Source organism: Sphingomonas elodea ATCC 31461 (assembly GCF_000226955.1).
GTDB lineage: Bacteria > Pseudomonadota > Alphaproteobacteria > Sphingomonadales > Sphingomonadaceae > Sphingomonas > Sphingomonas elodea.
The window spans coordinates 69,039-94,379 of the sequence record NZ_AGFU01000015.1 but is presented as its reverse complement, the minus strand read 5'-3'; the positions used below and the strand labels follow the sequence as shown (position 1 = coordinate 94,379).

The following is a 25,341-nucleotide window of genomic DNA, read 5'->3' as shown; positions in this document are numbered from 1 at the left end:
CCTCGGTGAATGGAGCCGTGCTTTGGCGCGCGGTTGGCGACTTGTCGATAGAGCCGTGGCTCAGCCGGGAACGGATCGTCCATCGTCCGCGACGTCGCGGGCAAGCGCGCGTAGCGGCTTTCCGGGGGCTCTCCCATGCACCACCCAATCCCCAACCTGGACATAGCGCCAGTCATTCGCATCGTGAACGCTATGGACCCGCAGATTGCGCCAGTGCCGATCGAGCCCCAGCGAGGCATCGGTGGAGGCGGTACCGACCAGGGGGAATAGCGCGCTCGCGATGGCGAGACCGACTTCCTCCGCCAGCGCCTTGGTGCCGAAGGCGAGGGTCGCCGCTTCCGCCACGAACCTGTCCTCTCCTGAAAAGCGCGCGCGATCGAGCGCCTCTGCGGCGTGCGCCAGCAGCGCTTCGAGCGCGGCGAGTTCGGTGGAGAGTGCACCCAGCTTGGCCTGGATCAGCACGTCCTCTCGCGAGCTCGCAGCCTGCGCTCCAAGACGCGGTCTGGTTCGCGCCTTCACCAGCGCGACCGTGTCGTCGAAGGCGGCCCGGGCGATCCCGACGTCCACGGCCGCATGGAGCAGTACGCCATAGGGATGGAAGGCATTGGTGCGCTCGAACAGACGCCAGTGCGAAAGGACCTGGATCGCTGGCACCTGGACCTGGTCGAAAACCGCCGTGCCGCTGAACGTGGTCTTCTGCCCGAAGGCATTCCAGTCTGGGCGTACCTCCACCCCGGGTGCGTTCCGCTTGACATAGGCGAGCACCTGCCGGCCCTCGGCATCGATCGCTGCCACCGGGATCCAGTCCGCGACGATCGCGCCGGTGCAGTAATATTTGGTGCCGCTCAGGCGGAACCCGTCGCCTTCGGCCACGAGCCGTGTCCGAAGGTCGACGGCGGAAGACGACCCGCGCTCCGCCTGGGCATTGCCGAACCGGGCGCCGCGCAGCAGCTCGCCGAAGAACAGCGCCTGCTGCGCCCCGTCGCCGTCCTCGCGCACCGCCTCGACGAAGAGGAAATGGTTCTGCGGCAACTGCCCGATCGCGCCGTCGCCGGTTGAAAGGATGCGGATAACCTCGACAACGGTCGACCAGGGAACGTCCGCCCCGCCATGCGCCGCCGGAACGGTGATCGCCAGCAAGCCGCTGCGTGCCAGGCGCTCTGTTTCTGTGTACGGAACTGGACGCTCGCGGTCGCGTGCGATGCTGTCCTGGCGCAGCCAGCGGGCGAGCGCAACCGCGGTCGCGATGGCCGCTTCGCTGTTCGGCAGGATGCTGAGCTCGCTCTCCACTTCGACAAGTGCGGCCTCGGTCATAGGACCCCCAGCAGGCGTGCGCCGATCCGTGCGTGTGCAGCCGCAAGCGGTACGGGGACGTCGTCAGGGGGGAATGCTTGCTCGATCTCTCGGCGCAACCCACTTGCGAGCAATTTCGCGGACTTGGCGTCACGGATCTTTACCGCGCGGATTGCCTGCAAGCGGATATGCAGTCGACCGGCTGCCTGCAGCACATGGGGGTCGCTGTTCGCACCCGCGAAGCGCAGCCGGGTGAATGCCGCGGTCAGCGCGCGCTCTACCTCCGCGACATCGTCAGTCGACGCCATGCAGCTTCTCCTTCTCGCGCGGGGCGCTTGCGGTCGCGGCAAAGGGCACCTGTGCGGATGCGGTCGCGACAAGGTCGGCGCGCGGGTGCCGCCACAGCCCCTTGGCAGCGAGGATCGGCAGCACGCCTTCGGCGAACCAATAGGCTTCCTCCAGATGCGGCACGCCCGACAGCACGAACTCGTCGATACCGAGTGCTGCATATTCCTCGATCAGCCGCGCGACCTCGGCATGGCTGCCGACCAGCGCCGTGCCCGCGCCGCCGCGCACCAGCCCGACACCTGCCCAGAGATTGGGATACACTTCGAGATTGGCCGTCGAGCCCCTGTGCAGATCGATCATCCGTCGCTGACCTTCGGATTCGCTGCGGGCAAGGCCTGCCTGCACCTTCTCGATCGTGGCCGGGTCGATGCCGCGCAGCAGCCGCTCCGCTTCGGCCCAGGCAGCCTCGCTGGTATCGCGCGAGATGGTGTGGAGACGGATGCCGAAGCGCAGCTTGCGGCCCCGCGCGGCCGCGAGCGAACGGATCCATTCGATCTTCTTGGCGACGGCCGCCGGCGGCTCGCCCCAGGTGAGATAGACGTCGCAATGGTCCGCCGCGACCGGACCCGCCGCTGGCGACGATCCGCCGAAATAAAGTGGCGGCACGGGATCCGGCAGATGCGGAATGGTCGCACCTTCGACCGTCAGGTGCTTTCCGTGGAAGTCGAAGCTGCCCCCCGCCCACAGCCGACGGACGATCTCGAGGAACTCGCCGGCACGGGCGTAGCGATCGTCCTTGCTGAGGAAGTCGCCATAGGCGCGCTGCTCATGCGCTTCGCCACCGACCACGACGTTGAGCAGCAGCCGCCCCTTGGAGAAGCGCTGGAAGGTCGCCGCCATCTGCGCAGCCAGCGTGGGGGAGGTCAGGCCCGGGCGGAACGCGACGAGGAACTTCAGATAGTCGGAGACCTCGCTCAGCATCGCCGTTACCAGCCAGGCATCCTCGCACCAGCCGCCGGTCGGCGTCAGCGCACCGACAAAGCCCAGTTGCTCGGCGCTGCGCGCGATCTGGCCGAGATAGGCGATCGACGCCGGGCGCGCGCCGCCCGCCTCGCCCGCGGGCACGCCGTGGCCACCGCCGACGATCTGGCGGCTGTCGCCATAGGTGGGAAGGAACCAGTGGAAATTGAGAGTCATCGTTGCGCTCCTGCCTGAAGGGCCAGCGGTTCTGGGGTGGAAAAGCGAAGCGGCGGGACGGGGATGCCCAGTGCAGCCGGATCGCGGTAGCGGGCGCCGATATGTTCGGCGGGAAGCTGGGCGCGCCCGGCGCCGAACAGCCGTTCGCGCAGCGTTTCGCCGGGTTCGTACCGCTCGCGGAACCGGCCGCGCCGGCGCAGCTCGGGCACGACCAGCTCGATGAAATCGCGCGCGGTCTCGAAGCTCAGATATTGGCGCAGGTTGAAGCCGTCGATCCCGTCCTCGTCCAGCCAGCGCTCGATCGTATCGGCGACGATCTCCGGTGTGCCGGCGACGAAGAACCGGTCCTCGCCGAAGCCGCGGAGCTGGTCCAGGACCGATCCGACCGTGGCATCGGGGGCTGCCCGCTCCGCCATGCGGGCCCAGCGCGCCGGGTCCGCGCCCGGAATGGCGGCGAGCGGGGTCTCCGGCGGATAGGCCAGATAGTCCACCGCCGATTGCGAATGAACCAGTCGCCCCTCGATGCTGAGGAGCTTGCGGTAGCTGTCGAGCTTTGCCGCGACCGCGTCGCTGTCCTTGGCAACGATCACGCCGGCCTGGACGATGAACTTGATGTCTGCGGGATCGCGTCCCTGCGCCGCCGCCTCGGCCCGCATGTCGGCGATGTTCCGGCGGACGTCCGCCTGACTCATGCCGCCGGTGAACACGACCTCGGCATGGCGGCCGGCGAAGGTCTTGCCGGCAGGCGACCCGGTCGCCTGGAACAGGACGGGGGTGCGCTGGCGCGACGGCTGGCACAGATGCGGGCCCTTGACCCGGAAATGCTCGCCGACATGGTCGATGTAGCGGACCTTGTCGGGATCCGCGTAGATGCGGTTCGCCCGATCGAGCACCACCGCATCCTCGTCCCACGAGCCTTCCCAGAGCTTGTAGAGCACGTCGAGATACTCGTCGGCGATCTCATAGCGATGGTCGTGCGGCACTTCGTCGGCCAAGCCGAAGTTGCGGGCCGCGTTGGGCAGGTAGCTGGTCACGATGTTCCAGCCGAACCGGCCCTTGGTCAGGTGGTCGAGCGTGCTCGCCCGGCGGGCGAAGGCGAAGGGCGGCTCGTAGGTGGTGGAGAAGGTCGCGCCGAAGCCCAGTCCCTTGGTGACCGCGGCCATCGCCGGGATCACCAGCAGCGGATCGTTGCTGGGGATCTGCACCGCTTCCTTGACGGCGGTCTCCGGTCCGCCGCGGAACCGGTCATAGGTGCCGACGACATCGGCCAGGAACACGGCGTCGAAGGTGCCGTGCTCCAGCAGCTGGGCAAGCTCGGTCCAATAGTCGAGATCGTTGAAGCGATGACGGTTGTTGTCGGGATGTACCCACAGCCCATGGACGATGTGGCTGACGCAGTTCATCTCGAACAGGTTGACGTGAAGCTGTTTAGGCACGGTGTCTGGCCTTTTCCGGATCGAGCGCTGGGATCGCGGCGAGCAGCCGCGCGGTGTAGGGATGTGCAGGCGCCGCGAACACGCGTTCGACCGGCCCTTCCTCGACGATCACGCCGCTCTGCATCACCGCGACGCGGTCGCTGATCGCGCGGACGATGCCGAGATCATGGCTGATGAACACGCTGGCGAGCCCCAGCCGTCCCTTGAGGTCGGCCAGGAGCGCGAGGATGTCGGCCTGGATCGAGACGTCGAGCGCCGACACGGGTTCGTCGCAGACGATTAGCGCGGGTTCGGGGGCGATCGCTCTGGCAATGGCGAGCCGCTGGCGCTGCCCGCCCGACAGTTCGATCGGCCGGCGGTCGATCAACGCCGGGTCGAGCCGGACCTGTTCCATCAATGCGGTGGCGCGGCGTCGGCGTTCCGCGAGCGGCGATCGGCCATGGAGCGAAAGGGCTTCGTCGAGGACCCGAAAGACGGTGTAGCGCGGATCGAACGAGGCAAGCGGGTCCTGGAAGATGACCTGGACGCGGCGACGTTCCTTGGGCGTCAGGCGATCCCGCGGGCGGCCATCGAACCAGATCTCCCCGCTGTCCGGCCGCTCGAGGCCGAGCAGCATCCGCGCGAGCGTCGTCTTGCCGCAGCCGGACTCGCCGACGATGCCGAGCGTTTCGCCCGGCATCACCTGCACGGAGACCCCGGCGACGGCGGACAGCGGCTTGCCGCCGCGCCAGGCGGGATAGGCCTTGGACAGCTGCTGGCCGACGAGCAGCGGTCGGCCTGCGGACTGCTCGCCGCGATGTGGGACGGACGGCACAGCCTTGGCGGCGCCGTGGATCGCGCGGGCGGCGGCGACCAGGCGCTGCGTATAGCCATGCGCAGGCCGATCGAGAATGGTCCGTGCGGCACCCTGTTCGACGATCACGCCGTCGCGCATCACCGCGATCCGGTCGGCAAGGTTCGCGACGACGCCGAGGTCGTGGCTGATCAGCAGGAGCGCGGTGCCTGCCGCCTTCAGCGATGCGAGAAGATCGAGGATCTCGCCCTGGATCGCGGCGTCCAGCGCCGTGGTCGGCTCGTCGGCGATCAGGACGTCCGGCCCGCAGGCCATCGCCGACGCGATCAGCGCGCGCTGGCGCAGGCCTCCCGACAATTCGCGCGGCCGTTGCCGGGCACGGCGTTCCGGGTCCGGGATGCCGACCAGCCCGAGCAACTCGATCACGCGCGCCGCGCGGTTCAACCGCGTATGCAACCGCAGGGCTTCGCCGATCTCGTCGCCGACCGAGCGCAGCGGATCGAGCGAACCCAGTGCGTCCTGGAGCACGAACCCGATGCGGGCGCCGCGCACCGATCGCCAGCGCGCCTCGTCATGCCCAAGCGCATCCTCGCCAAACAGGGTGAGCTTGTTCGCGGTGACGCGGGCATTTCGGCCGGCAAGTCCGACGAGCGTGCGCGCGGTGACGCTCTTGCCCGAACCGGATTCGCCGACGAGCGCCAGGCATTCGCCGCGGGCCAGGCTGAAGCGTATGTCGCGCACGACCGGGGGCGCATCGCCGAAGCCGATGCGGAGGCCGTCCGCCTCGATCAGCGGCGGTTGCGGCGCGGGGAAGGGGATCACCATGCCCGACCTTCGCTCCGCGCGCGCAGCGTCCGTCCGATCACGGTGATGGCCAGTACCGTCAGCGTAATGGCGAGCGCCGGCGCCGCGACCAGCCACCATGCCTCGGGCAGATAGTTGCGCCCGACCGCGAGGATCGCGCCCCATTCGGGCGCGGGCGGCGGTGCGCCGAAACCCAGGAAACTCAGGCCCGCGCTGGCAGCGATGCTGTTGCCCACCGAAAGCGGCAGGATGATCAGCAACGGCTTCAGTGCATTGGGCAGGATGTGCCGCCACAGAATGGCGAAGCGCGACAGGCCGAGCGTCTGCGCCGCTTCCACATAGCCCGATCGGCGGACGAGCAGCGCCTGTGCGCGGACCAGCCGGGCGTTCCGGGGCACCATGGCGAAGGCGATGGCGAGGATCAGGTTGGTGGTCCCCTGGCCGAAGAAGGTGATGATCACCAGCGCCAGAAGCTGGTCTGGAAACGCCATCAACGCATCGAGCAGCCGGCCGGTGAGATGATCGGCGATGCGGCCGCCCAGCGCGGCAAGCAGGCCGATGGCGGATCCGATCGCCAGGCCGATCAGCGTCGCGGCCAGCCCGACGACCAGCGAGATACCGGTGCCGTGGATCATGCGCGACAGCAGGTCGCGGCCATTCTCGTCGGTTCCGAGCCAATGGTCGGCCGCCGGCGCCAGAAACGCTTGGCCCGCATCGGCCGCGAGCGGATCGAGACGCGTGAACGCGTCCGGTACCAGCGCGAACAGGACCAGCAGCACCAGCCATGCCGCCGCGAGGACCAGGGCCGGGCGTCGGCGTATGCGGCGGTGCACCTGGGCTGGGGCAGCCAGGACAACGTCTTCTTCCGGTTCGATGGGCGAGAAGAACTGCCCTGCGGGTGCTAGCGCTGCGGTGCTCATGATACGGCCTCCAGCTGAGGTTCGGCGAAGCGGCTTACCGGACGGTCCAACCCGAGATGATCGCGTAGCGTCGCGCCGCGATACTCGTGGCGGAATACACCCCGGCGGCGGAGCTCGGGCACGACATGGTCGACGAAGATTTCCGCGCCGGACGGGAACATGTCGGGCATGATGTTGAAGCCGTCGGCCGCGCCGGCGAGGAACCATTCCTCCAGCGTGTCGGCGACCTGCTCGGGCGTGCCGACGATCAGCCGGTGCCCGGAGCGGATACGGCGGGACAGCTGGCGGACGGTGAGTCCTTCCCGCCGGGCGAGGTTGAGCTGCGCTTCCAGAAAGCCGTGGCTGCCGCGTTCGAAGCTTTCGACCGGGCCGATCCGGTGCCAGGGAAGCTCGGCATCGGGATCGAGCTCGTCGGGCGACAGGCCGATCCGCTGGGCGATCTGGGCGAGCAATCCGTCCTCGCCGAGATAGCCGTCCAGCTCGTCGCAGCGGCGCTGCGCTTCGGCCTCGGTGCTGCCGATGACGGTCGACAGGCCGGGCATGATCTTCAGGGCGGCGGGATTGCGGCCGAAGCGGCGGGCCCGACCTTTCATCTCGTCGTAAAAGGCGCGCCCGTCCTCAAGCGTGGTCTGGGTCGTGAAGATGGCGTCGGCCCAGCGTGCGCCGACGGTCTTGCCGCCCTCCGACGAGCCGGCCTGGAACAGCACGGGGCGGCCCTGCGGGCTGCGCGGCAGGTTGAGCGGGCCGCGGACCTTGAACTGCGCGCCGTCATGATCGATCGGGTGTACGCGCGTGGGATCGGCGAACCGGCCTGCGCGGGCATCGGCGAGGATGGCGTCATCCTCCCAGCTGTCCCAGAGCGCGGTCGCAACCTCAAGAAACTCGTCGGCGCGGCCATAGCGATCGACATGCAGCGGAGCGCCGGTCAGGCCAAAATTCTGCGCGGCGAGATCGCCGGCATTGGTGACAATGTTCCACGCCGCGCGCCCTTTGCTGACATGATCGAGCGATGCCAGCCGACGCGCGAGGTTGAAGGGGTCGTTATAGGTCGTGGAGCACGTCGCGATGACGCCGATATGCGTGGTGGCGACCGCGATCGCGGTCAGCAGGATCGTCGGCTCCAGCCGACCGGCCGGATTGGCGCCGACATTTTCCTGCAGGGCAGGGCCGTCGGCCAGGAAGATCGCGTCGAGCGTGCCGCGCTCGGAAATCCGGGCGATGTTGGTGTAATACTCGACGTCGAGATAGGCCGTGGCGCTGACTTCGCCGACGCGCCATGCAGCCTGATGGCCGCCAAGGCCCAGGATGTTCATCCCGATGCTCATCTGGCCCCGGTCAGCCATGGGTCGCCTCTTCCGTTGCAAGGACGGGCGCCTTTTCGCCGTCGCTGGAGGTCGCGGCGAACCGATCGGCCCACGCCTTGCGCGGGCTGGTGCCCAGAAGGAAATACTCCCCGAGCGCCCGCTCGCGCTGGATGGCCGGGTTGTGTGACGCGATCACGCGGGCATTGCGCCAGTGGCGGTCCAACCGGCGGTGCTCCTGGGTGGCGGAAGCGCCGCCAACCTCGAAGAACAGGCTCGATGCCTGCAACACCAGATCGATCGCGAGAAGCTGCCCCCGATAGGCGGCGATGTCGGCGGCGAGAAACACGCCTTCGTCGCCGCGGTTGCCGGCCAGCCAGGCGGCATGCGCGACCTCGAGCGCCAGCGACACATTCTCCAGGATTGCATCAAGGCCGAAGGACAGTGCCGACACGCGCCCGACCACCCGCTGCACCAGCGGATCGGCGGCGACGTCGGCGGTCCCCGGCACGCCGAAGGTCCGCGTTTTCGCCCGCACGAACGCCACTGTGTCGTTCAGGATCGCCCGCCCGATCCCGGAAAAGGCTGCCAGGTGGAATTGCTGAAAGAAGGCGGTGATATAGGTGTCCGGCCGAAACTCGCCCCGCGCCCAACGCCGGATCACTTGGTCACTCTCCACCCGCACCTGATCGAAGCGCGTCGTGCCGCTGGCGGTCATGCGCTGGCCGAAGCCGTCCCAATCGTCGATACGGGTGACGCCGTCGGCCGTCGCGGGTACGATCACGCCGAGGCGATCCTCGCCGTGCGCGGCGGCGACGTGGATCCAGTCGGCATAGAGCGTGCCGGTGCAGTAGAATTTCTCGCCGTTCAGTCGCCAACCGTTACCGTCGGGGGTCAGCGCAACCAGCGTCTCGGTCGCGGTGGTGCGCTCCGCCATCGCCGCCCCGATCAGTTGGCCCGAGGCGATCCGCTCGAACCAGATGGCGTTGCCGGTCTGGTCTTCCTCGTTGAGCCGGCTTTCGACGAACGCGAAATGCGCACGCAGCGCCTGGACGATATTGCTGTCCGCCGCGCCGAGTTCGGCCAGGAGCCGGAAGACCTGGGTGATCGTCGCACCCGCGCCGCCATATTGGACGGGCACGCGGATCGCGCCGAAGCCGGCATTGGTAAGCGCTTCGATCTCCTCGAACGGCAGCCGTCGTTCGCTTTCCCGCTCCGCCGCCGTTTCGGCAATGCGAGCAAAGATCGGCCGGAAACGTGCGGCGAGCGCTTCATATTCGGGCGGTGCGTCCGGCCGCTGCTGGGATTGCCGGGCATGCGCATGGAAATCGATCACGGCGGACCTCTTCGGGTTTGGGGGGAGGGTCATGCGAGCCTCGCACGGGGGTCCACCGCCGCTGCGATCAGATCGACGATCAGCGTGACGAGGACGTAGGACAGGGCGATGAACAGCGAGATGCCGATCACCATCGGGATGTCGGAGGTGAGCGCGGAATCGACCATCAGCCGCCCGATGCCGCGCCGTGCGAACAGCGTCTCGGTGATGACCGTGCCGCCCAGCAGGAAGCCGAACACATAGCCGGCGAGGGTCAGCAGCGGGATCACGGCATGGCGCAGCGCGTGCAGCACGCGGACGCCGGCTTCGCCCAGCCCGCGGGCGCGGGCTGTAAGGATGAACGGCTGCTCCAGCACCTCGTCCAGTTCGCTGCGCAGCACCTGCGCCATGACGATGCTCGACGGGATGGCCAGCGTGAGGACGGGCAGGACCAGCGACGCCCAGCCCTGCTCGCCCGCCACGGGCACCAGCCGCAGCTGAAAGGCGAGCAGGAACATCAGCCCCACGCCGATCACGAAATTGGGAACGGCCGTGATCACCACCTCCACCGCGGTGATCGCGCCGCCCACGCGGGGGCCGCGACCGGCGCCGACCAGCGCGAGGCCCAGCGCGATGGCCAGCGCCAGCACCCCGGCGATGCCGCCCAGCACGACGGTCGACCCGAGCTGCTCGAGGATGGCGCTCGTCACCGGCGTGCGGAGCCGATAGGATTCACCCAGATCCCCGCTGAGCAGCCGGCCGAGGTAGCGCGCATATTGCACCGGCAACGGATCGTTCAGGCCATATTCGCGGCGTACTTCCTCGACGACCGCCTGGGTCGGCAGCGCATCGGGACCGCCGAGGATCGCGATCGCCGGATCGCCCGCAGTCGCATGCATGGCGCCGAAGGTCAGCGTGGCGACGATCCACAGCACGAGCACACCGCTCGCCAGCCGGGTCGCCAGGGTGCGAAGCAGCGTCATGATCCCCTCCGATCGAGCCAGACCGTCTCGAAGCGCGGCGTGTTGTGGGACGTGTCGAAGATGAGCCCGCGTACGTCGGCGCGGTAGGCGACGAGCGTGTGGTTCTCAGAGGTCGGTATCGCCGGCACGAGTTCCGCCAGCCGTGCCTGCGCCGATCGATACAGCGCCGCCAGCCGCTCCGGCGATGCGCCGCGTCGCGCCTCCGCTAGGATGGCGTCGAGCTGCGGGTCCGCCAGCCGCGAGTTGTTCTGCCCACGATAGGGCCCGTCGTCGCGCTGCTTGCCGTGATAGACGATGTACAACCCGTCGGGCGTATTGGTGTGCCAATAGCCCGGCCCGAACGCCTCATAGTTTCCGAGCCGCCGCCGTTCGGTCTGCTGCGCGACGGGCACCAGATCGATGGCGAGATCGATGCCGACCTTGCGTACCTCGCTTTGGATGCCGACCAGCACCTGGTCGAGCCCGTTGGCGTTGCTGGTGAGCACGGCGAGGCGCAGCCGCTTGCCGTCCTTGACGCGGATGCCGTCGGCGCCGCGCGCCTGCCAGCCGGCCGCGTCCAGCAATCGGTTGGCGCCGGCGGGATCATAGCCGAGCGGCTTGACGACGGCGGTGTCGCGGTAGGGTGTGCTGGCAGAAAGGAAGGCGGTGGTGGGGGCATATTCGGCGAAGCCGGGGCCGCGGCTCAACGCGTTCCGATCGATCGCCTTGGCGAAGGCGAGGCGGAGGCGAGGGTCGTTGAACGGCGCCCGATCGACGTTGAACGTGATGCCGCGTACCGGATTGCCGAGATTGATCCGGTTGCGGAACACAAGCTCGGGATCGCTGCGGATGATGGCAGCCTTCTGCGCCGGCGCATCATTCAGGAAGTCGACTTCGCCCGCTTTGAGCGCCGTGTAGCGCGACAGCGCTTCCGGCAGTGTGCGGACGATGATCCGCTCCAGATAGGCTGGCCCCTTGTGGCCGGTGAGCGGCGGCGACCAAGCATAATCGGTGCGCCGGGTGAGCACGACTTCCTGCTGGCGGACATAGCGAGTTACCACGAAGGGGCCGCTGCCGATCGGTGCGGTCGCGATGGTCTCGGGTGCCTCGCGGATCTGCTTGGGCGAGATCAGGCCGAACCAGGCCTGCGCCAGCACGTTGAGGAACGGCGCGTAGGGTTCGGACAGATGCGCGCGGAACGTCAGGCGATCGACGACCTCGCCGCGGACATAGGGCGCGATATAGGCGGTGGTCATCGCCGCCCGCGTCGCCGGATTGCGGATCCGGTCGAGATTGACGCGCACCGCCTCGGCATCGAGCGGGGTGCCGTCGGCGAAGGTCACGCCGTCGCGCAGCGTGAAGGTGTAGACCAGCCCGTCGGGCGACACGGTCCAGGCGGTGGCGAGCCAGGGTGTGATCGCACCCTGCTCGTCGAGATAGACCAGGCTGTCGCCGGTCATCCGGGCCAGCCATTTGGAGTTGGTATCGGCAAGCAATTGCCAGTCGAGCGTGCCATTGTCGCGCGCCGCTGCCACCACCAGCGTGCCGCCCGCCATGCCGGGCTTGGCCTCCGCATAATCGGCGCGAGGATAGGAGAGGCGATCAAAGCCCGCAGCCGGTGGACGCGGGTCGCTGGACGGGTTGCCTGCGCCCGCCGCGGAGCAGGCGGTGAGCATCAGTGCCAGGGTGATCGCCGCCGGCCTCATGCCGTCGGCTCCAGCCAGGCGGAGAGGAATTGCGGTGTGTTGTGGGACGTGTCGAACACCAGTCCCTTGAGCTCGCGGCGATAGGCGATGAGCGAGTGGTTTTCGTCCAGCGGCACGCTGGGCACCAGCTCGATCAGGCGGTGCTGGGCCGCGGCGTACAATACCCGCTGCTGGTTGTCGTCGCTGGTGCGCCGCGCCCGTTCGAGCAGATCGTCGAGCCTGCCGTCGCGCAGCCGCGAGACATTCTGGCCGATCCGCTTCGGCGAGGTGATCTCGTTGCTGTGATGCAGGATGTAGAGTGCATCGGGCGTGTTGGTGTGCCAGACGCCGCCGGCGACGGCCTGATAGTCGCCGCGGTTGCGCCGGTCGGTCAGTACCGGGGTGGGCAGCAACTCGATCTTGAGATCGAAGCCGAGCTTCTTGAGGTTGCTCTGCACGGCGACGTTGATCGGCGTGGCGCTCGGGCTGTCCTGCGCGATGAGCGTGGCGGACAGGCGGCGCCCGTCCTTGGTCCGGTAGCCATCGGTGTCGCGTGCTGCCCAGCCGAGCGCGTCGAGCCGCCGATTGGCATCAGCGGGATCGAAGGGAAGCTTGCCTTTGGTCGACGGGTCATAGTGGCGCGTCGTGCGGGCAAGGAAATTATCGGAGGGCAGGAACTCGTCGAAGAATACGCTGCGGGTGATCCCCTCGCGGTCGATCCCCAGCGCCAGCGCCTGGCGCAGCCGAACGTCGTCGAAGGGCCAGCGCTCCGTATTGAAGCTCAGCGCGCGCCACGGCAGGCCCGTGCGGATACGACTGTCGACGACGAGTGCAGGGTCGGCCCGGATTGCCGCCGCCTTGGCATAGGGCGTGTCCGCGAGCAGATGATACTGGCCCTGCGCGAGCCCGGCATAGCGCGAGAGCGCCTCCGGCACGATGTCGACCTCGATGGCGTCGAGAAGCGCGGCACCCCGGTGCGCGACGACGTCCGGCGCCCAGGCATAGTCGTCGCGCCGCTTCAGGCGAATCCCCTGTTGCCGCACATAGCGTTCCACGGTGAACGGGCCTGATCCGATCGGCCGGTCGGCGATGGTTTGCGGCGCTTCGCGGATCTGGCGGGGCGAGATGAGGCCCAGCCAGGACTGGGCCAGCACGTTGAGGAACGGTGCGTAGGGGTACGCCAGCCGCGCTTCGAAGGTCAGCGGATCGATCGCCCGCCCTTCAACATAGGGCGCGATGTACGCAGCGGCGAGCGGCGACTTGGTGCGCGGATCGCGCATATGCTCCAGGTTCGTGCGAACCGCCTCCGCATCGAGCGGCATGCCGTCGCTGAAGGTGACGCCGGGGCGCAGCCGGAAGGTGTAGACCAGCCCGTCTGGGCTGATCGTCCACTCGCGCGCGATCCAGGAACTGATCGCGCCCGTCGCGTCCAGATAGACGAGGTTGTCGAAGAGCATCCGCCCCAGCCACTGGACGTTGCCGTGGCTGATCGCATGCACATCGAGCGTGCCGGTGTCGGTGCTGGTCGCGATCCGGATCGTGCCCCCGCGCTTGCCGCCGCCGCCGCTGCGATAGTCGCTGGCGGGATAGGTGAAGTCGCCGTTCGGCCCGCCGCGGCCACCACCGCCGCCCCCGCTGCCGGGGCCGCAAGCGGCGACCGCCAGCGAAAGCCCGACAAAGCCGCGCCGGTCGATCCAGGGATGCAGGCGAGGCGACCGGCGGGCCATCGGATCAGAACCGTACCGCGATGCCGCCGATGACGGTGAAGCCGTCACCAGGGGTCAGTCGGGGATTGGTCGCGTCGCTGCCGCGCAGGTTGTACACGGGGCTGACGACGGCGCCGTAGTGCTCGTCCGTGATGTTGTCGAAGTCGACGAAAATACGGAATTTCCCGCCGGGCCGCTCCCAGCCGAGCGATGCCCCGAAGACCTGGAAGGAATTGGCGGCGACCGAGTTGGCGTAATCGAGCCAGTTCTTCGACGCGACGGTGGTGGTGAGCGAGCCGTAGAAGCCGGCGGGCCCGTTCAGGTTGAGCTGCGCCGAATAGGTATGTTCGGGGATGCCCGGGAGGCGGTTCTTGCCGAACTGCCGGTCGTTCTTGAAGCGAAAATCATTGTAGGTGTAGCTCTGCGTCAGCGTCGCACCGATCGAGGGATTGCCGGGCGACGTCCAGAGCGGCGTCGTCAGGCCGAGCTCGACGCCCTGGTGCAGCGTGGGGCTGGCGTTGGACTCCGCGGTGATCGCGGCGGTGGTCGCGCTGGCCGGCACGACCTCGACCGAGAGCAGCTCGTCGCGGACATCGGCGCGATAGGCGCTGAGGGTCAGATTGCCGAGGATCGGCAGCGTGCCGCGCACCCCAAGCTCGTACGTGGTTGCCTTTTGATCGTTGAGGTCGAGGCCGCGCGCGGCCAGGCCGGAGGCGGGGTAGCCAGCGGGAATGGAAGGCGGGGTGGTCAGGTTCGACCAGTCGTTGTGCGGCTCCACCGAGCGGCTGACATTGCCGAAGACCTGGATCTTGTCATTCGCGTCCCAGCGGAAACCGGCCCGGGGAGCGGCGTACCAGTCGGAGCGCTTGAACGGCGTGGTCAGGCCGGGGATGACGGGTGCGGTGACGCCGGTGCTGCGCTCGACCCGAATGGCAGCGGTTCCCAGAAGGACATGCAGGTTGGCAAGCGGCTCCGATTCATGTTCGAAGAAGAAATTGCCGTCCAGGCCGCCATAATATGCCCGGCGGATGACGGTGCCGACTGCGAGCCCCGCGGTCGCGCCGGTCGGGATCCGCACCTTGGTGTTCTGGTAGCCGTCGTTCGGATGGAAGGTGACGAGCCCGCCGACTGTCAGGTGCGCGTCTCGCCCGAACAGCTGGTCGGTCCGCTGGTAGCGGAGCACGCCGCTCAGGTCCGAATAGCCCCAGATCGCCTGGTTGACGCCGCCTTCGATGTTGATCGGATAGTCGTGATAGACGAACCCGACGGAGAGGGCGCTTTCGTCGGCAAGCGTGACGTCGGTCCGGTTGGCGATCCATAGCGAACCCGGCTGGATGCGGCGGGTGTTCTGTCGCGCCGCGGTCAGGGTGCCCGACGGATCCTTGGTGTTGAGGGGCCGTGCCTGGCGTGGGTTCGCCTCGATCTCGGCCTTGGTGAGGAAGCCCGGCGTCTCGTTGAACGTTTCGCGATAGCGCACGAAGAAGCGCGTCTCGACATTGGGGGCAAGCTGGAAGCCGACATTGGCGTTGATGCCGAAATTATTGCCCACGGACTGCGTCTGATATTCGTCGCGCCCGCCGCGCGTGATGCTGACATAATAGTCCGCCGGCCCGATGACGCCGCCGGATTCACCCTGCACCTTGTAATAGCCATAGCTGCCGCCTTCGACGCGTGCGCCGAAGATCGGAGCGTCGCGGCCGGTGCGGGTCACATAGTTGATCGCGCCGCCCAGCGTCGACGAACCATAGCTGAAGGCATTGGCGCCGCGCAGGATCTCGGTGCGCGCCAGGCCCAGCGGCTCGAAAAGCTCATAGGGGGTGCCGCCGGGCCCCGTCACCGGCAGGCCGTCGAACAGGAACAGGATGCCCGATCGGAAGAAGTTGGCGCCGCGGTTGACCGCCGACCCGCGGATCGAGATCTTGATCCCGTCGGATCCGCTGGCCGTCTGCGCATAGACGCCGGGCTGCAGGTTGAGGAAGTCGGCGTTGGTGAAGACGGCCTGGCGCTCGAGCGCGCCGTTGTCGACCAGGGCGACGCCGCCGGCGACCTGCTCCAGCTTCTTCTTGGCCTCATCGATCACGCGGGCGCCGGTCACGACGATTTCGCCGCGTTCCTGCTGCCCGTCGTCCGCCTTCACCGCCGGATCCTTCGCCGGCTTCGGATCATCGGACAGGGGATCGGCAAGCGCCTGCCCGCCAATCATCAGTGCGGCCATCGACGCCGTAAGTACCCATGCTGCGCGCCGACGCGCGGTGCTGTTGCTGATGCGATGCATCTTTCGACCCCCTGCGGATGAACGCTCGTTGCGACGAGCTCTGTTTCACCCAAAGCGTCCAAATTCCCACCATTTTGGTCAAGTTAAGCATTTCCTCGCGCTGCACAAAGAAATCTTTGCTGGAAGAGATTCCGCCAAAAAACAGCAATTTGCAGGCTTTACCAAAGGCGTCCGGTGGTCGCTACCGCCGTTTTCTGCATCGCCATCTATCATACTAGGTTTATAGGAATTAAGGCCGCGCGACAACGGGGGTAACGAAACGATGGCGGACGGGTTGCTTGCGACGGCGGGGTTTGGCGGCGACGCGCGAGCGGCGTTCTCGACCCTCCTTCGGGTGGGTCGCCTGTCGTTGCCCTACCGGGCGTCGCTGGCACTCATGCTGGTGGGCAACCTGCTGGCTGCAAGCGCCGGGCTCGCGCTTCCCCATTTGCTGGGAGAAGCCGTCGATCAGCTCTCCAGACCGGGCCAGGGCCCAGCCTCGCTGGTCCGGCTTGCGATGCTGCTTGCCGCGGCAGTGGCGGCCCGCGGCCTGTTCCAGATGCTGGCCAGCTTCTCTGGCGAGCGGGTAGGGCAGCTGGTCGCGCGGGACCTGCGGCTCGCCTATTTCGATGCGCTGCAGAGGCTCGGCCACGGGTTCCACGACGCGATCGATCCTGGTGATCTGATCACGCGCGGCATGCTCGATATCGAAGGGGTACGCGGCTTCATCGAAATGGGGGTGCAGCGGTTGCTGCAGATCACCTTGCTCACCACCGCGGGCGCGGTGGTGCTCGTCGCTGCCGATCCGGTGATGGCGGTGGCGACGCTTGCCTGCGTGCCGCTGATCGCCTGGCGGGCCGGACGCATGGGATTGCAGCTGCGAATCGCATGGACGCGGCTGCAGCGCGAAATGGCGGTGCTAACCCGCGTGATGGAGGAAAATCTGCACGGGTCGCGCGTCGTCCGCGCCTTTTCGGCGACCGCGCATGAACTGTCGCGGTTCGATGCGGCGTCCGGGCGCGCGCTCGCGCTGTCCGATGATCGCATCCGCGTCCGTGCCCGTGCGATGGCGTCGATCAACGCCAGCTTCTACGCCGCGATGCTCGCGGTGCTGGGCGTCGGCGCTTGGCGAATCGAAGCGGGCATGCTGACGCTGGGCGAACTGACGTTGTGCCTCGCCTTCATGACCGTGCTGCAGCTGCCGGTGCGGCAGATGAGCATGGTGATGAACTCGGCCGCACGCGCCGTCTCGTCCGGGCAGCGGGTGTTCGATATCCTGGATCGCTCGCCTGTCGTCGACGACACAGAGGCAACGCAGCAATTGCCGGCGCAGGACTGGGCACTGGTCTTCGACCGCGTCCGGTTTCGCCATGCCGCGGACGGGCCCTGGGTGCTGGACGACATTTCCTTCACGCTGTCGCCGGGCCGCACCTTGGGGATCGTCGGCGCATCCGGGTCGGGCAAGAGCACGATCGCGGCGCTCGCCGCCCGGCTCTACGATCCCGATGCGGGGCGGGTGACGCTCGGGGGGATCGATCTCCGCGACGCCAGCCTCTCGGCAGTGCGCGGGACGGTGCATGTCGTGCAGCAGGATCTGTTCCTGTTCGACGACGCCGCGCGCCGGAACATCGATTATGCGCGCCCAGATATCGGCCAGGCGGCGGTACGCGATGCTGCAGCAGTGGCGCAGCTGGACGACCATGTCGCCAGGCTGCCCGAGGGCTACGACACTCGGGTCGGCGAACGCGGTTCGGCGCTCTCCGGCGGGCAGCGTCAGCGCATGACGATCGCGCGCGGCCTGATCGCCGATCCACGGATCCTGATCCTTGACGATGCGACCTCGGCGCTCGACAGCGCCACCGAGGCGGCCTTTCGCGACGCCTTGGTGGCGCGGGATCCGGGGCGCTCCACGATCCTGATTTCCCATCGCCTCACGTCGCTCGCGCATGCCGACGAGATCCTGGTCCTTGATCGCGGGCGGATTGTCGAACGCGGCACGCATCGCCAGCTCGTCGAGCGCGGCGGCCGCTATGCCGCGCTCGATCGCCACCAGCGCGGCATCGTCGGCCCGGTCGCGGAGGCAGCGGAATGAGCGCCGTCCAGGATCCGCGCGAAGCGGCGTTTGCGCTCTATCAGGGGCCGATCCTGCCGCGTCTGCGGCCGTTCGCCCGCCTGCATCGTCGATTGCTGCTCGCCGCGGTCGTCGCCATTCTGGCGTCGACCGCGACCCAGCTGGCGTTCCCCTCGCTGCTGCGCTCGGCGACCGATGCGCTGACCGGCAAGGCGGGGGCGCTGTCGATGCCGGCGGTGCTGACCGTGTTCGTCATCGCCATTATCGCCAATGCAGCGGCCAACCTTGCCAGCGATATCCTCGCCGCACGGTTCGCGCAGCGGCTGATCTTCGATTTGCGCCGCGCGATGTTCGCGCATCTCCAGCAGCTGCCGATGAGCTTCATCGATCGCACCCATGTCGGGCGGGTGATGTCGCGCCTCCAGGGCGACGTGAACGCGCTGCAGGAATTTCTGGAAACCTCGATCATCGCCGTCGGCGATTTCGTGCTGCTGGTCGGCATCGCCATCGTGCTGCTGTTGCTCGACTGGCAGCTCGCGCTTGTGTGCCTCACCCTGTTGCCGGGCCTCGCGATCGTCCGCGCGCTATGGCTGCCGCGCGCCAGGCGAACCTTCGCGCGCGCGCGCGAATGGTCCTCGATCGTCAACGGCGCGCTGGCCGAGAACATCGCCGGGGTTCGGGTCGTCATCGGCACGCGGCGCGAGGCGGAGAATCTGCGCCGCTTCGCGCAGCTGGCCGAGACCAACCGCATCGCCCAGACCGAGGCGTCGCTTGCCGCCCAGACGATGACTCCGATCGTCGACACGCTGACCGGGCTGGCAATGATGGGGACGGTGGCGGGCGGGGCATGGCTGCTCGGTCGCGGGATCATCGACCTGGGCGTCCTCGTCGCCTTCATCTTCTACGTGCAGCGCTTCTTCGATCCGATCCGCACCGTCGCCCAGCAATATACGATGCTCCAGCGCGCGACGACCGCCGCACAGCGCATCTTTGAGGTGCTGGATGCACCGGTGACGCTATCCGACCGGCCGGATGCGATTGATCCGGGTGGAATCGAACCCTCGATTGTCTTCGAGAACGTGTCGTTCGGCTATCGGCCGGATCGGCCGGTGCTCCACGGGGTCGACCTCGCCATCGCCCCCCATGAGTCGGTGGCGCTGGTCGGCCCGACCGGATCGGGTAAGAGCAGCATCGCCGCGCTGGTGCGGCGGCTCTACGAGGTCGACGACGGCGCCGTCCAGATCGGCGGCCACGATGTGCGCGATCTTACCGACGCCGCGCTGGGGCGGATCATCGCGACGGTACTGCAGGAGCCCTATCTGTTCACCAGCACCGTCGCCGAGAACATCCGCTATGCGCGTACCGAGGCCAGCGACGCGGCGGTGATCGAGGCAGCGCGCGCGGTGGGTGCGGATGCCTTCATCCGGGCGCTGCCGCAGGGCTATGCCACGCTGCTGGATCGCAGTGGTCGCAATCTGTCGCTCGGCGAACGCCAGCTGATCAGCTTCGCCCGCGCGCTGGTCGCCGATCCCGCGATCCTGATCCTGGACGAGGCGACCGCCAGCATCGACAGCCTGGCGGAGGCCAAGATCCAGGCGGCGATGCGGGTGCTGCTGAAGGGGCGGACCAGCATCGTCATCGCCCACCGCCTGACCACCGTGCGCGACTGCGACCGAATCGTCGTCCTGAAGGATGGGCGCATTGCCGAACAGGGCGCGCCGGCCGAACTGCTCGAGCAAGGCGGCCTCTACGCGGATCTCCATCGCCGTGCGGGCGCGTCCTTCGACGAGCTTGCGGTATGAACGTGCGCGTCATTGCGAACCGGCACACCGACGCTCAGCGATCAACTCGTTCAATCCCAAAGGAGCACCAGCATGCCTACACTCGGAACGCTTGAGGTCAGCCGCCAGGGCTTTGGCTGCATGGGCCTGTCCCACACCTATGGCCGTGCCGAAGACGCGGAGTCGATCCGCACCATCCGTCACGCGATCGACCTCGGCATCACCCTGATCGATACCGCCAACGTTTATGGGCGAGGGCACAATGAAGAACTGGTCGGCCAAGCCATTGCCGGTCGCCGGCACGAGATCGTGCTGGCCAGCAAGTTCGGCATCGTGCCGCAGGACACGCAGGGCGATCGGCGCGTCAACAACGAGATCGCGTATCTCCGCGACGAACTCGACGGCAGCCTCAAGCGCCTGAAGGTCGATCATATCGATCTCTATTATGTCCACCGCATCGACCCGACCGTGGCGATCGAAGACACGATCGGCGAGTTGGTGCGCCAGAAGGAGGCGGGGAAGATCGGCGCGATCGGCCTGTCCGAAGCCTCGGCGGAGACGATCCGCCGCGCCCATGCCGTCCACCCCATCGCCGCGCTCCAGTCCGAACTGTCGCTGTGGACGCGCGAGATCGAGGCGGAGATCCTGCCGACGGTGCGCGCATTGGGCATCGGCTTCGTCGCCTATAGCCCGCTCGGCCGCGGCTTCCTCGCGGGCAGCGTGATCGACGATCCCGACGACCGTCGCCACCACCACCCCCGCTTCCACGCCGAGGCGCTGGCGGCCAACGAGCAGCGCCGTGCGTCCCTGGCCCGCATCGCCGATCGGCTCGGTGCCAGCATTGCGCAGGTCAGCCTTGCCTGGGTGCTGGCCAAGGGCACGGTGCCGATTCCCGGCACGCGGCACATCGCCCATCTCGATGCCAACTGGGCGGCGAACGACCTGGTGCTCGATCCGCAGACGATCGAGGAACTGGACGCAGCATTCCCGGTCGGCTCGACCGTGGGCGAGCGCTATCCCGCCCAGTCGGCGGCGACGGTTCGATGAGCCCGCCGCTGGTCGTCGGCATCGGCGGCACGCCCGGCGCTGCCTCCTCGACCGCGGCGGCGCTTCGCACGGCGCTGGCAGCGGCGGAACGGCTCGGCGTGCGCACCGTCCTTTTCGACGGCGATGCGCTGGCCGGGCTGCCGCTGTATCTGACGCCGGGCGCGCGCGACCATCCCGTCGCGCTCGAACTGATCGCAGCCGTGCGGTCGGCATCCGGGCTGATCATCGCCAGCCCCGGCTATCACGGTTCGGTCTCGGGGCTGGTCAAGAACGCCTTGGACTATCTCGAGGCACTGGCCCGCGACGAGCGGCCGTATCTGCACGGGCTTCCGGTCGGCCTGATCGCCACGGCCTGGGGATGGCAGGCGACCGGCACCACGCTGGCGGCGCTACGGTCGATCGTCCATGCGCTACGCGGCTGGCCCACGCCGCTCGGCGCTGCAGTCAACACGGCCCAGGTACGCTTCGCGGAGGGGCGCTGTTCCGATGCCTCCGTCGCGCAGCAACTGGCGTTGATCGGCGAGCAAGTCGCCAGCTTCCGGCCTGCGCTGCCGCTGGGAGACAGGGAAGAGGTGGGCGGCATGCTGTAGCTGATGCTGCGGAACCCTCGATCTGCCAAATTCGCGCCGAGCGATGGTAGGGCTCCGCGCGCGACTCTGTTCGTCTCAAGTAGCTCGTGTTGGCATCATCGCGCTCCGGAGAGGAAAGCGCGTTCTGCAGCGGCCAAATCCTGCCCCCGCAACCAACGCTACACGCCGCCCGCACGCCGCCCTCTCGAGCGGCGTTGTCGTTTGTGGCATACGCCACCAGATCCGCCACCTTCGCAACCACCCCGCCTGCGGGCCACCAGGCTCGTCCGGGTAGATCGTGACGCTTTCGATAAGGCGCGACAGGATCCCCGCCGCTTCCGGTCGCCCCGCATCGTCGTCGAGCGACACGCGCAGTTCCGCCACCTTCCGCCCGGTACTGGCGGCCGCAGCTCGCTGCTTTCGGTTGCGCACACAAGTGCGGCTTCGATGGCGTATGCCGAATGACATAAGCCGACTCTTGCACGCCAGCTTCGGCCAGACATGTAACAAGACGTGGAAGCGTCCCGGGATCTAGCAGGCATTCGCGCAAGCTAGGGCGACGGGTGCCGGGGAGGATGTCACCTGTCCCGTGAACCGTCTCGACGAGTGGATACGCTGAAGTGAGTCGATGCGACCGCGAGCCGGCCCGACGCCGGCTGGAGCGGGAAGTCCGGACGGTTTCAACGGCATTGATGAATCCGAACGATAAATCCATGCGCATTTTCGCACCTAATCTCCTCTGAACCGGACGACTATCGTCCTGCCTCGACGTCGTGGGCGGCGTTCGCCTTGTGGAGGGAGATAGACCATGATCACGCGCAAGCTGGGCCGCAGCGGCCTCGAAGTATCGGCCCTCGGGCTCGGCTGCATGGGTCTGAGCTTCGGTTATGGGCCGGCGATCGACCGGCAGGACGCGGTCGCGCTGATCCGTGCGGCGCAGGCGCGCGGGGTTACCTTCTTCGACACCGCCGAAGTCTATGGCCCTTTCGTCAACGAGGAGGTGGTGGGCGAGGCGCTGGCGCCGGTGCGGGACCAGGTGGTGATCGCCACCAAGTTCGGCTTCGCCGGGGCCGATCCGAGCAAGGGCATGGACAGCCGCCCCGAAAATATCCGCGCGGTGGCCGAGGCGTCGCTCAAGCGCCTGCGCACCGATCGCATCGACCTCTTCTACCAGCACCGCGTCGACCCGAACGTGCCGATCGAGGAGGTGGCGGGTGCGGTCGCGGAGCTGATCGCCGAGGGCAAGGTGCTGCGTTTCGGCCTGTCCGAGGCCGGCGCCGAGACGATCCGCCGCGCCCATGCCGTACAGCCGGTCACCGCGCTGCAGAGCGAATATTCGATGTTCTGGCGCGAGCCGGAACAGGAAATCCTGCCGCTGCTGGAGGAACTGGGCATCGGCTTCGTGCCGTTCGCACCGCTCGGCCGCGGCTTCCTGACCGGCAAGATGACGGCCGACACGGTGTTCGCACCCGGCGATTTCCGCAATACCTCGCCCCGCTTCCAGGCCGATGCGCTCGCCGCCAATCAGGCGCTGGTGACGCTGGTCGGCAGCATCGCGGAGGAGAAGGGGGCGACCCCGGCGCAGGTGGCGCTGGCATGGCTGCTTGCCCAGCGCCCCTGGATCGTGCCGATCCCCGGCACCACCAAGCTCCATCGGCTGGAGGAAAATCTGGGGGGCGCCACGCTCGCATTGACCGAGGACGATCTGGCGCGCCTTCACGACGGGCTGAACGCCATCGAAATCGTCGGCGAGCGCTATGCCGCGTCGCAGCAGCGCATGATCAACCGCTGAACCGATCCCGGGAAAGGCAGGACCATGACCAGCACCGTACCCAAGGTGACGCTCAACAACGGCGTCGAGATGCCGATCCTCGGCTTCGGCGTGTTCCAGGTGCCGGACCCGGCGGAATGCGAGCGCAGCGTGCGCGATGCGATCGATATCGGCTACCGGCTGCTCGATACCGCGGCCTCCTATGGCAATGAGGAAGCGGTCGGCGCCGCCATCCGCACCCACGGCATCGATCGCGAGGCGCTGTTCGTCACCACCAAGCTGTGGATTCAGGACGCCAGCTACGAAGGCGCCAAGGCGGCGTTCGAACGCTCGATCAACAAGCTCGGGCTCGACTATCTCGATCTGTGGCTGATCCACCAGCCCTATGGCGACGTCTATGGGGCGTGGCGCGCGATGGAGGAACTGCACAAGGCCGGCCGCGTTCGCGCGATCGGTGTCAGCAACTTCTATCCGGATCGCCTGGTCGACTTCGTGCTGCACAACGAGGTCAAGCCGGCGGTCAACCAGATCGAGATCCACCCGTTCCACCAGCAGGCGGACGCGGCGAAGGTCCTCGCTGACTATGGCGTGCAGGCCGAGGCCTGGGGCCCGTTCGCGGAGGGCAAGAACGGCCTGTTCACCAACCCGGTCTTGCAGTCGATTGCCGACAGGCACGGCAGGAGCATCGCCCAGGTGGTGCTGCGCTGGCTGACCGATCGCGGCATCGTCGCCATCCCCAAGTCGGTGCGCAAGGAGCGGATGGCGGAGAACGTCGCGATCTTCGACTTCGACCTCGACGCCGACGACCTGAAGGCGATCGAAGGGCTCGACCAGGCGCAGAGCAGCTTCTTCGACCACCGCGACCCGGCGATGGTGAAATGGCTCGGCACCCGGAAGATCTGAGCCCGCGCCGGCGGGCTGCCGCGCCCGCCGGTCCCTCGCCGGAAGATGCGCTGCACGTCGCGGACCTGGTGTCGCGGCGCCCGATACTGGCGGTGCCGGCGCTGCTTGCGTTCCCCGCTACCGCCGCCTGTGCCAAGGAGGAAGGGGCTGCCGCCATGCCCGGATCGAAGACGCTCGTCGCCTATCTGACGCGGTCGGGGAACATGCGGGTCATCGCCGGCACGCTGCAGCGTGCCCTGGGGGCGGACCTTTTCGAGATCCGGCCCGCCCAGCCTTACCCCGAGGATTATGCGCGCCACGTCACCCAGGCGCAGCGCGAGCGGGACAGCTGCTACGCGCCGCCGCTTGCGGAACGCGTCGCCAATTTCGCCTCGCGGCACAGCAGAAGGATGTGGAGCAATGAAGGACGTCATCACCGTTGTCGGCACGGGTCCGCTGGGGCTCGCGATCGCCCGCCGGGTGGGCGCGGGCAAGCATGTGCTGCTGGCCGATGTACATGAGGAAACCGCCAACACAGCGGCAGAACGCCTTCTGGACGCGGGTTTCGACGCCAGTGCTGCCGTGGTCGATATCGCCTCGCGGGCGTCGATCGAGGCGCTGGTCGAGCGAGCGACCGGACTGGGTGCGGTCACGGGCCTGATCCATGCCGCGGGCGTGTCGCCGTCGATGGCGAGCGCGGAGGTCATCCTCAAGGTCGATCTCTACGGGACGGCCGTGTTGCTGGAGACCTTTGGCGACGTGATCGCCCCGGGCGGATCGGGCGTGGTGATCGCCTCCCAGTCCGGCCACCGCCTGGGCGCGCTGACCGCCGAGGAAGACGCGGCACTCGCGACCACGCCGACCGAGGAGCTGCTCGCGCTGCCGTTGCTGCAGGACGTCACGGACACGCTGCACGCCTATCAGCTCTCGAAGCGCGCCAATGTGCTGCGGGTGAAGGGCGAGGCGCCCCGCTGGGGCAAGCGCGGCGCGCGGGTCAATGCGATCAGCCCGGGTATCGTCATCACCCCGCTCGCCCGCCACGAACTCACCGGTCCGCGTGCGGACTATTACAATCGCATGATCCAGGGCTCCCCGGTGGGACGTGCGGGTACGCCGGACGAAGTGGGCGCCGTGGGTGCGCTGCTGATGGGGCCGGACGGCGCGTTTATCACCGGCAGCGACTTCCTGATGGATGGCGGCGTCACCGCGTCCTGGTTCTACGGCGACCTCAAGCCCGAATGAGCCTGCGGGCCGCGATGTCCGCGG

20 protein-coding genes are annotated in these 25,341 nt (G+C 67.9%); 8 read left to right on the top strand and 12 right to left on the bottom strand.

Translation table 11 applies throughout. The features are described 5' to 3' along the window. Positions 1–60: 60 nt before the first annotated feature. From KK7_RS20175 to KK7_RS0105430, 12 genes are read right to left on the bottom strand one after another with little or no spacing between them, the layout of a single operon-like run. The gene (locus KK7_RS20175) at positions 61–1,314 is read right to left on the bottom strand and encodes an SfnB family sulfur acquisition oxidoreductase (RefSeq protein WP_010543636.1); all 1,254 of its coding nucleotides are present in this window, start codon (positions 1,312–1,314) and stop codon (positions 61–63) included. Further along, positions 1,311–1,601: a hypothetical protein gene (locus KK7_RS0105480; protein WP_010543635.1), complete on the bottom strand. Its 291-nt coding sequence runs from the start codon at positions 1,599–1,601 to the stop codon at positions 1,311–1,313. The genes KK7_RS20175 and KK7_RS0105480 overlap by 4 nt, the downstream gene beginning before the upstream one ends. Then, positions 1,588–2,778, bottom strand: coding sequence for an LLM class flavin-dependent oxidoreductase (locus KK7_RS0105475; protein WP_010543634.1), 1,191 nt, complete (start codon positions 2,776–2,778; stop codon positions 1,588–1,590). The genes KK7_RS0105480 and KK7_RS0105475 overlap by 14 nt, the downstream gene beginning before the upstream one ends. Beyond that, complete coding sequence (locus KK7_RS20170) at positions 2,775–4,214, bottom strand: NtaA/DmoA family FMN-dependent monooxygenase (protein ID WP_010543633.1); 1,440 nt, start codon at positions 4,212–4,214, stop codon at positions 2,775–2,777. The genes KK7_RS0105475 and KK7_RS20170 overlap by 4 nt, the downstream gene beginning before the upstream one ends. Continuing rightward, positions 4,207–5,832, bottom strand: a complete 1,626-nt coding sequence (locus KK7_RS0105465) for a dipeptide ABC transporter ATP-binding protein (RefSeq protein WP_010543632.1) — start codon at positions 5,830–5,832, stop codon at positions 4,207–4,209. Before KK7_RS0105465 ends, KK7_RS20170 begins: the two co-directional genes overlap by 8 nt. After that, positions 5,826–6,731 carry an ABC transporter permease gene (locus tag KK7_RS23235; RefSeq protein WP_010543631.1) on the bottom strand — a complete coding sequence of 302 codons (906 nt, stop codon included), beginning with the start codon at positions 6,729–6,731 and terminating at the stop codon, positions 5,826–5,828. The genes KK7_RS0105465 and KK7_RS23235 overlap by 7 nt, the downstream gene beginning before the upstream one ends. After that, on the bottom strand, positions 6,728–8,074 hold the full coding sequence (locus KK7_RS0105455; protein WP_010543630.1) for an LLM class flavin-dependent oxidoreductase: 1,347 nt from the start codon (positions 8,072–8,074) through the stop codon (positions 6,728–6,730). The genes KK7_RS23235 and KK7_RS0105455 overlap by 4 nt, the downstream gene beginning before the upstream one ends. Further along, positions 8,067–9,368 carry an acyl-CoA dehydrogenase family protein gene (locus tag KK7_RS20165; RefSeq protein ID WP_010543629.1) on the bottom strand — a complete coding sequence of 434 codons (1,302 nt, stop codon included), beginning with the start codon at positions 9,366–9,368 and terminating at the stop codon, positions 8,067–8,069. Before KK7_RS20165 ends, KK7_RS0105455 begins: the two co-directional genes overlap by 8 nt. A gap of 29 nt (positions 9,369–9,397) precedes the next feature. Continuing rightward, complete coding sequence (locus KK7_RS0105445; RefSeq protein ID WP_010543628.1) at positions 9,398–10,330, bottom strand: ABC transporter permease; 933 nt, start codon at positions 10,328–10,330, stop codon at positions 9,398–9,400. Next, the gene (locus KK7_RS20160) at positions 10,327–12,015 is read right to left on the bottom strand and encodes an ABC transporter substrate-binding protein (protein ID WP_010543627.1); all 1,689 of its coding nucleotides are present in this window, start codon (positions 12,013–12,015) and stop codon (positions 10,327–10,329) included. The genes KK7_RS0105445 and KK7_RS20160 overlap by 4 nt, the downstream gene beginning before the upstream one ends. Then, positions 12,012–13,721: an ABC transporter substrate-binding protein gene (locus KK7_RS0105435; protein ID WP_010543626.1), complete on the bottom strand. Its 1,710-nt coding sequence runs from the start codon at positions 13,719–13,721 to the stop codon at positions 12,012–12,014. Before KK7_RS0105435 ends, KK7_RS20160 begins: the two co-directional genes overlap by 4 nt. A gap of 4 nt (positions 13,722–13,725) precedes the next feature. Continuing rightward, positions 13,726–15,975 carry a TonB-dependent receptor family protein gene (locus KK7_RS0105430; protein WP_010543625.1) on the bottom strand — a complete coding sequence of 750 codons (2,250 nt, stop codon included), beginning with the start codon at positions 15,973–15,975 and terminating at the stop codon, positions 13,726–13,728. 262 nt (positions 15,976–16,237) lie between these two features. On the opposite strand from KK7_RS0105430, the gene KK7_RS0105425 reads away from it, so the two are divergent. The 8 genes from KK7_RS0105425 (at position 16,238) to KK7_RS0105395 (ending at position 25,317) form a co-directional block, all read left to right on the top strand. Continuing rightward, positions 16,238–18,046 carry an ABC transporter ATP-binding protein gene (locus KK7_RS0105425; protein WP_010543624.1) on the top strand — a complete coding sequence of 603 codons (1,809 nt, stop codon included), beginning with the start codon at positions 16,238–16,240 and terminating at the stop codon, positions 18,044–18,046. After that, positions 18,043–19,827 carry an ABC transporter ATP-binding protein gene (locus KK7_RS0105420; RefSeq protein ID WP_010543623.1) on the top strand — a complete coding sequence of 595 codons (1,785 nt, stop codon included), beginning with the start codon at positions 18,043–18,045 and terminating at the stop codon, positions 19,825–19,827. Before KK7_RS0105425 ends, KK7_RS0105420 begins: the two co-directional genes overlap by 4 nt. A gap of 72 nt (positions 19,828–19,899) precedes the next feature. After that, positions 19,900–20,853 (top strand): aldo/keto reductase, encoded by a 954-nt coding sequence (locus KK7_RS0105415; protein ID WP_010543622.1) that lies wholly within the window; start codon positions 19,900–19,902, stop codon positions 20,851–20,853. Continuing rightward, positions 20,850–21,443 carry an NADPH-dependent FMN reductase gene (locus KK7_RS0105410; protein WP_010543621.1) on the top strand — a complete coding sequence of 198 codons (594 nt, stop codon included), beginning with the start codon at positions 20,850–20,852 and terminating at the stop codon, positions 21,441–21,443. The genes KK7_RS0105415 and KK7_RS0105410 overlap by 4 nt, the downstream gene beginning before the upstream one ends. A 787-nt stretch (positions 21,444–22,230) precedes the next feature. Next, positions 22,231–23,214 carry an aldo/keto reductase gene (locus tag KK7_RS0105405; RefSeq protein ID WP_010543620.1) on the top strand — a complete coding sequence of 328 codons (984 nt, stop codon included), beginning with the start codon at positions 22,231–22,233 and terminating at the stop codon, positions 23,212–23,214. A gap of 24 nt (positions 23,215–23,238) precedes the next feature. Further along, complete coding sequence (locus tag KK7_RS0105400; RefSeq protein WP_010543619.1) at positions 23,239–24,096, top strand: aldo/keto reductase; 858 nt, start codon at positions 23,239–23,241, stop codon at positions 24,094–24,096. Further along, positions 24,072–24,596: a flavodoxin gene (locus tag KK7_RS23715; protein WP_420186396.1), complete on the top strand. Its 525-nt coding sequence runs from the start codon at positions 24,072–24,074 to the stop codon at positions 24,594–24,596. Before KK7_RS0105400 ends, KK7_RS23715 begins: the two co-directional genes overlap by 25 nt. Continuing rightward, positions 24,496–25,317 (top strand): SDR family oxidoreductase, encoded by an 822-nt coding sequence (locus KK7_RS0105395; RefSeq protein WP_010543617.1) that lies wholly within the window; start codon positions 24,496–24,498, stop codon positions 25,315–25,317. Before KK7_RS23715 ends, KK7_RS0105395 begins: the two co-directional genes overlap by 101 nt. Positions 25,318–25,341 lie beyond the last annotated feature (24 nt).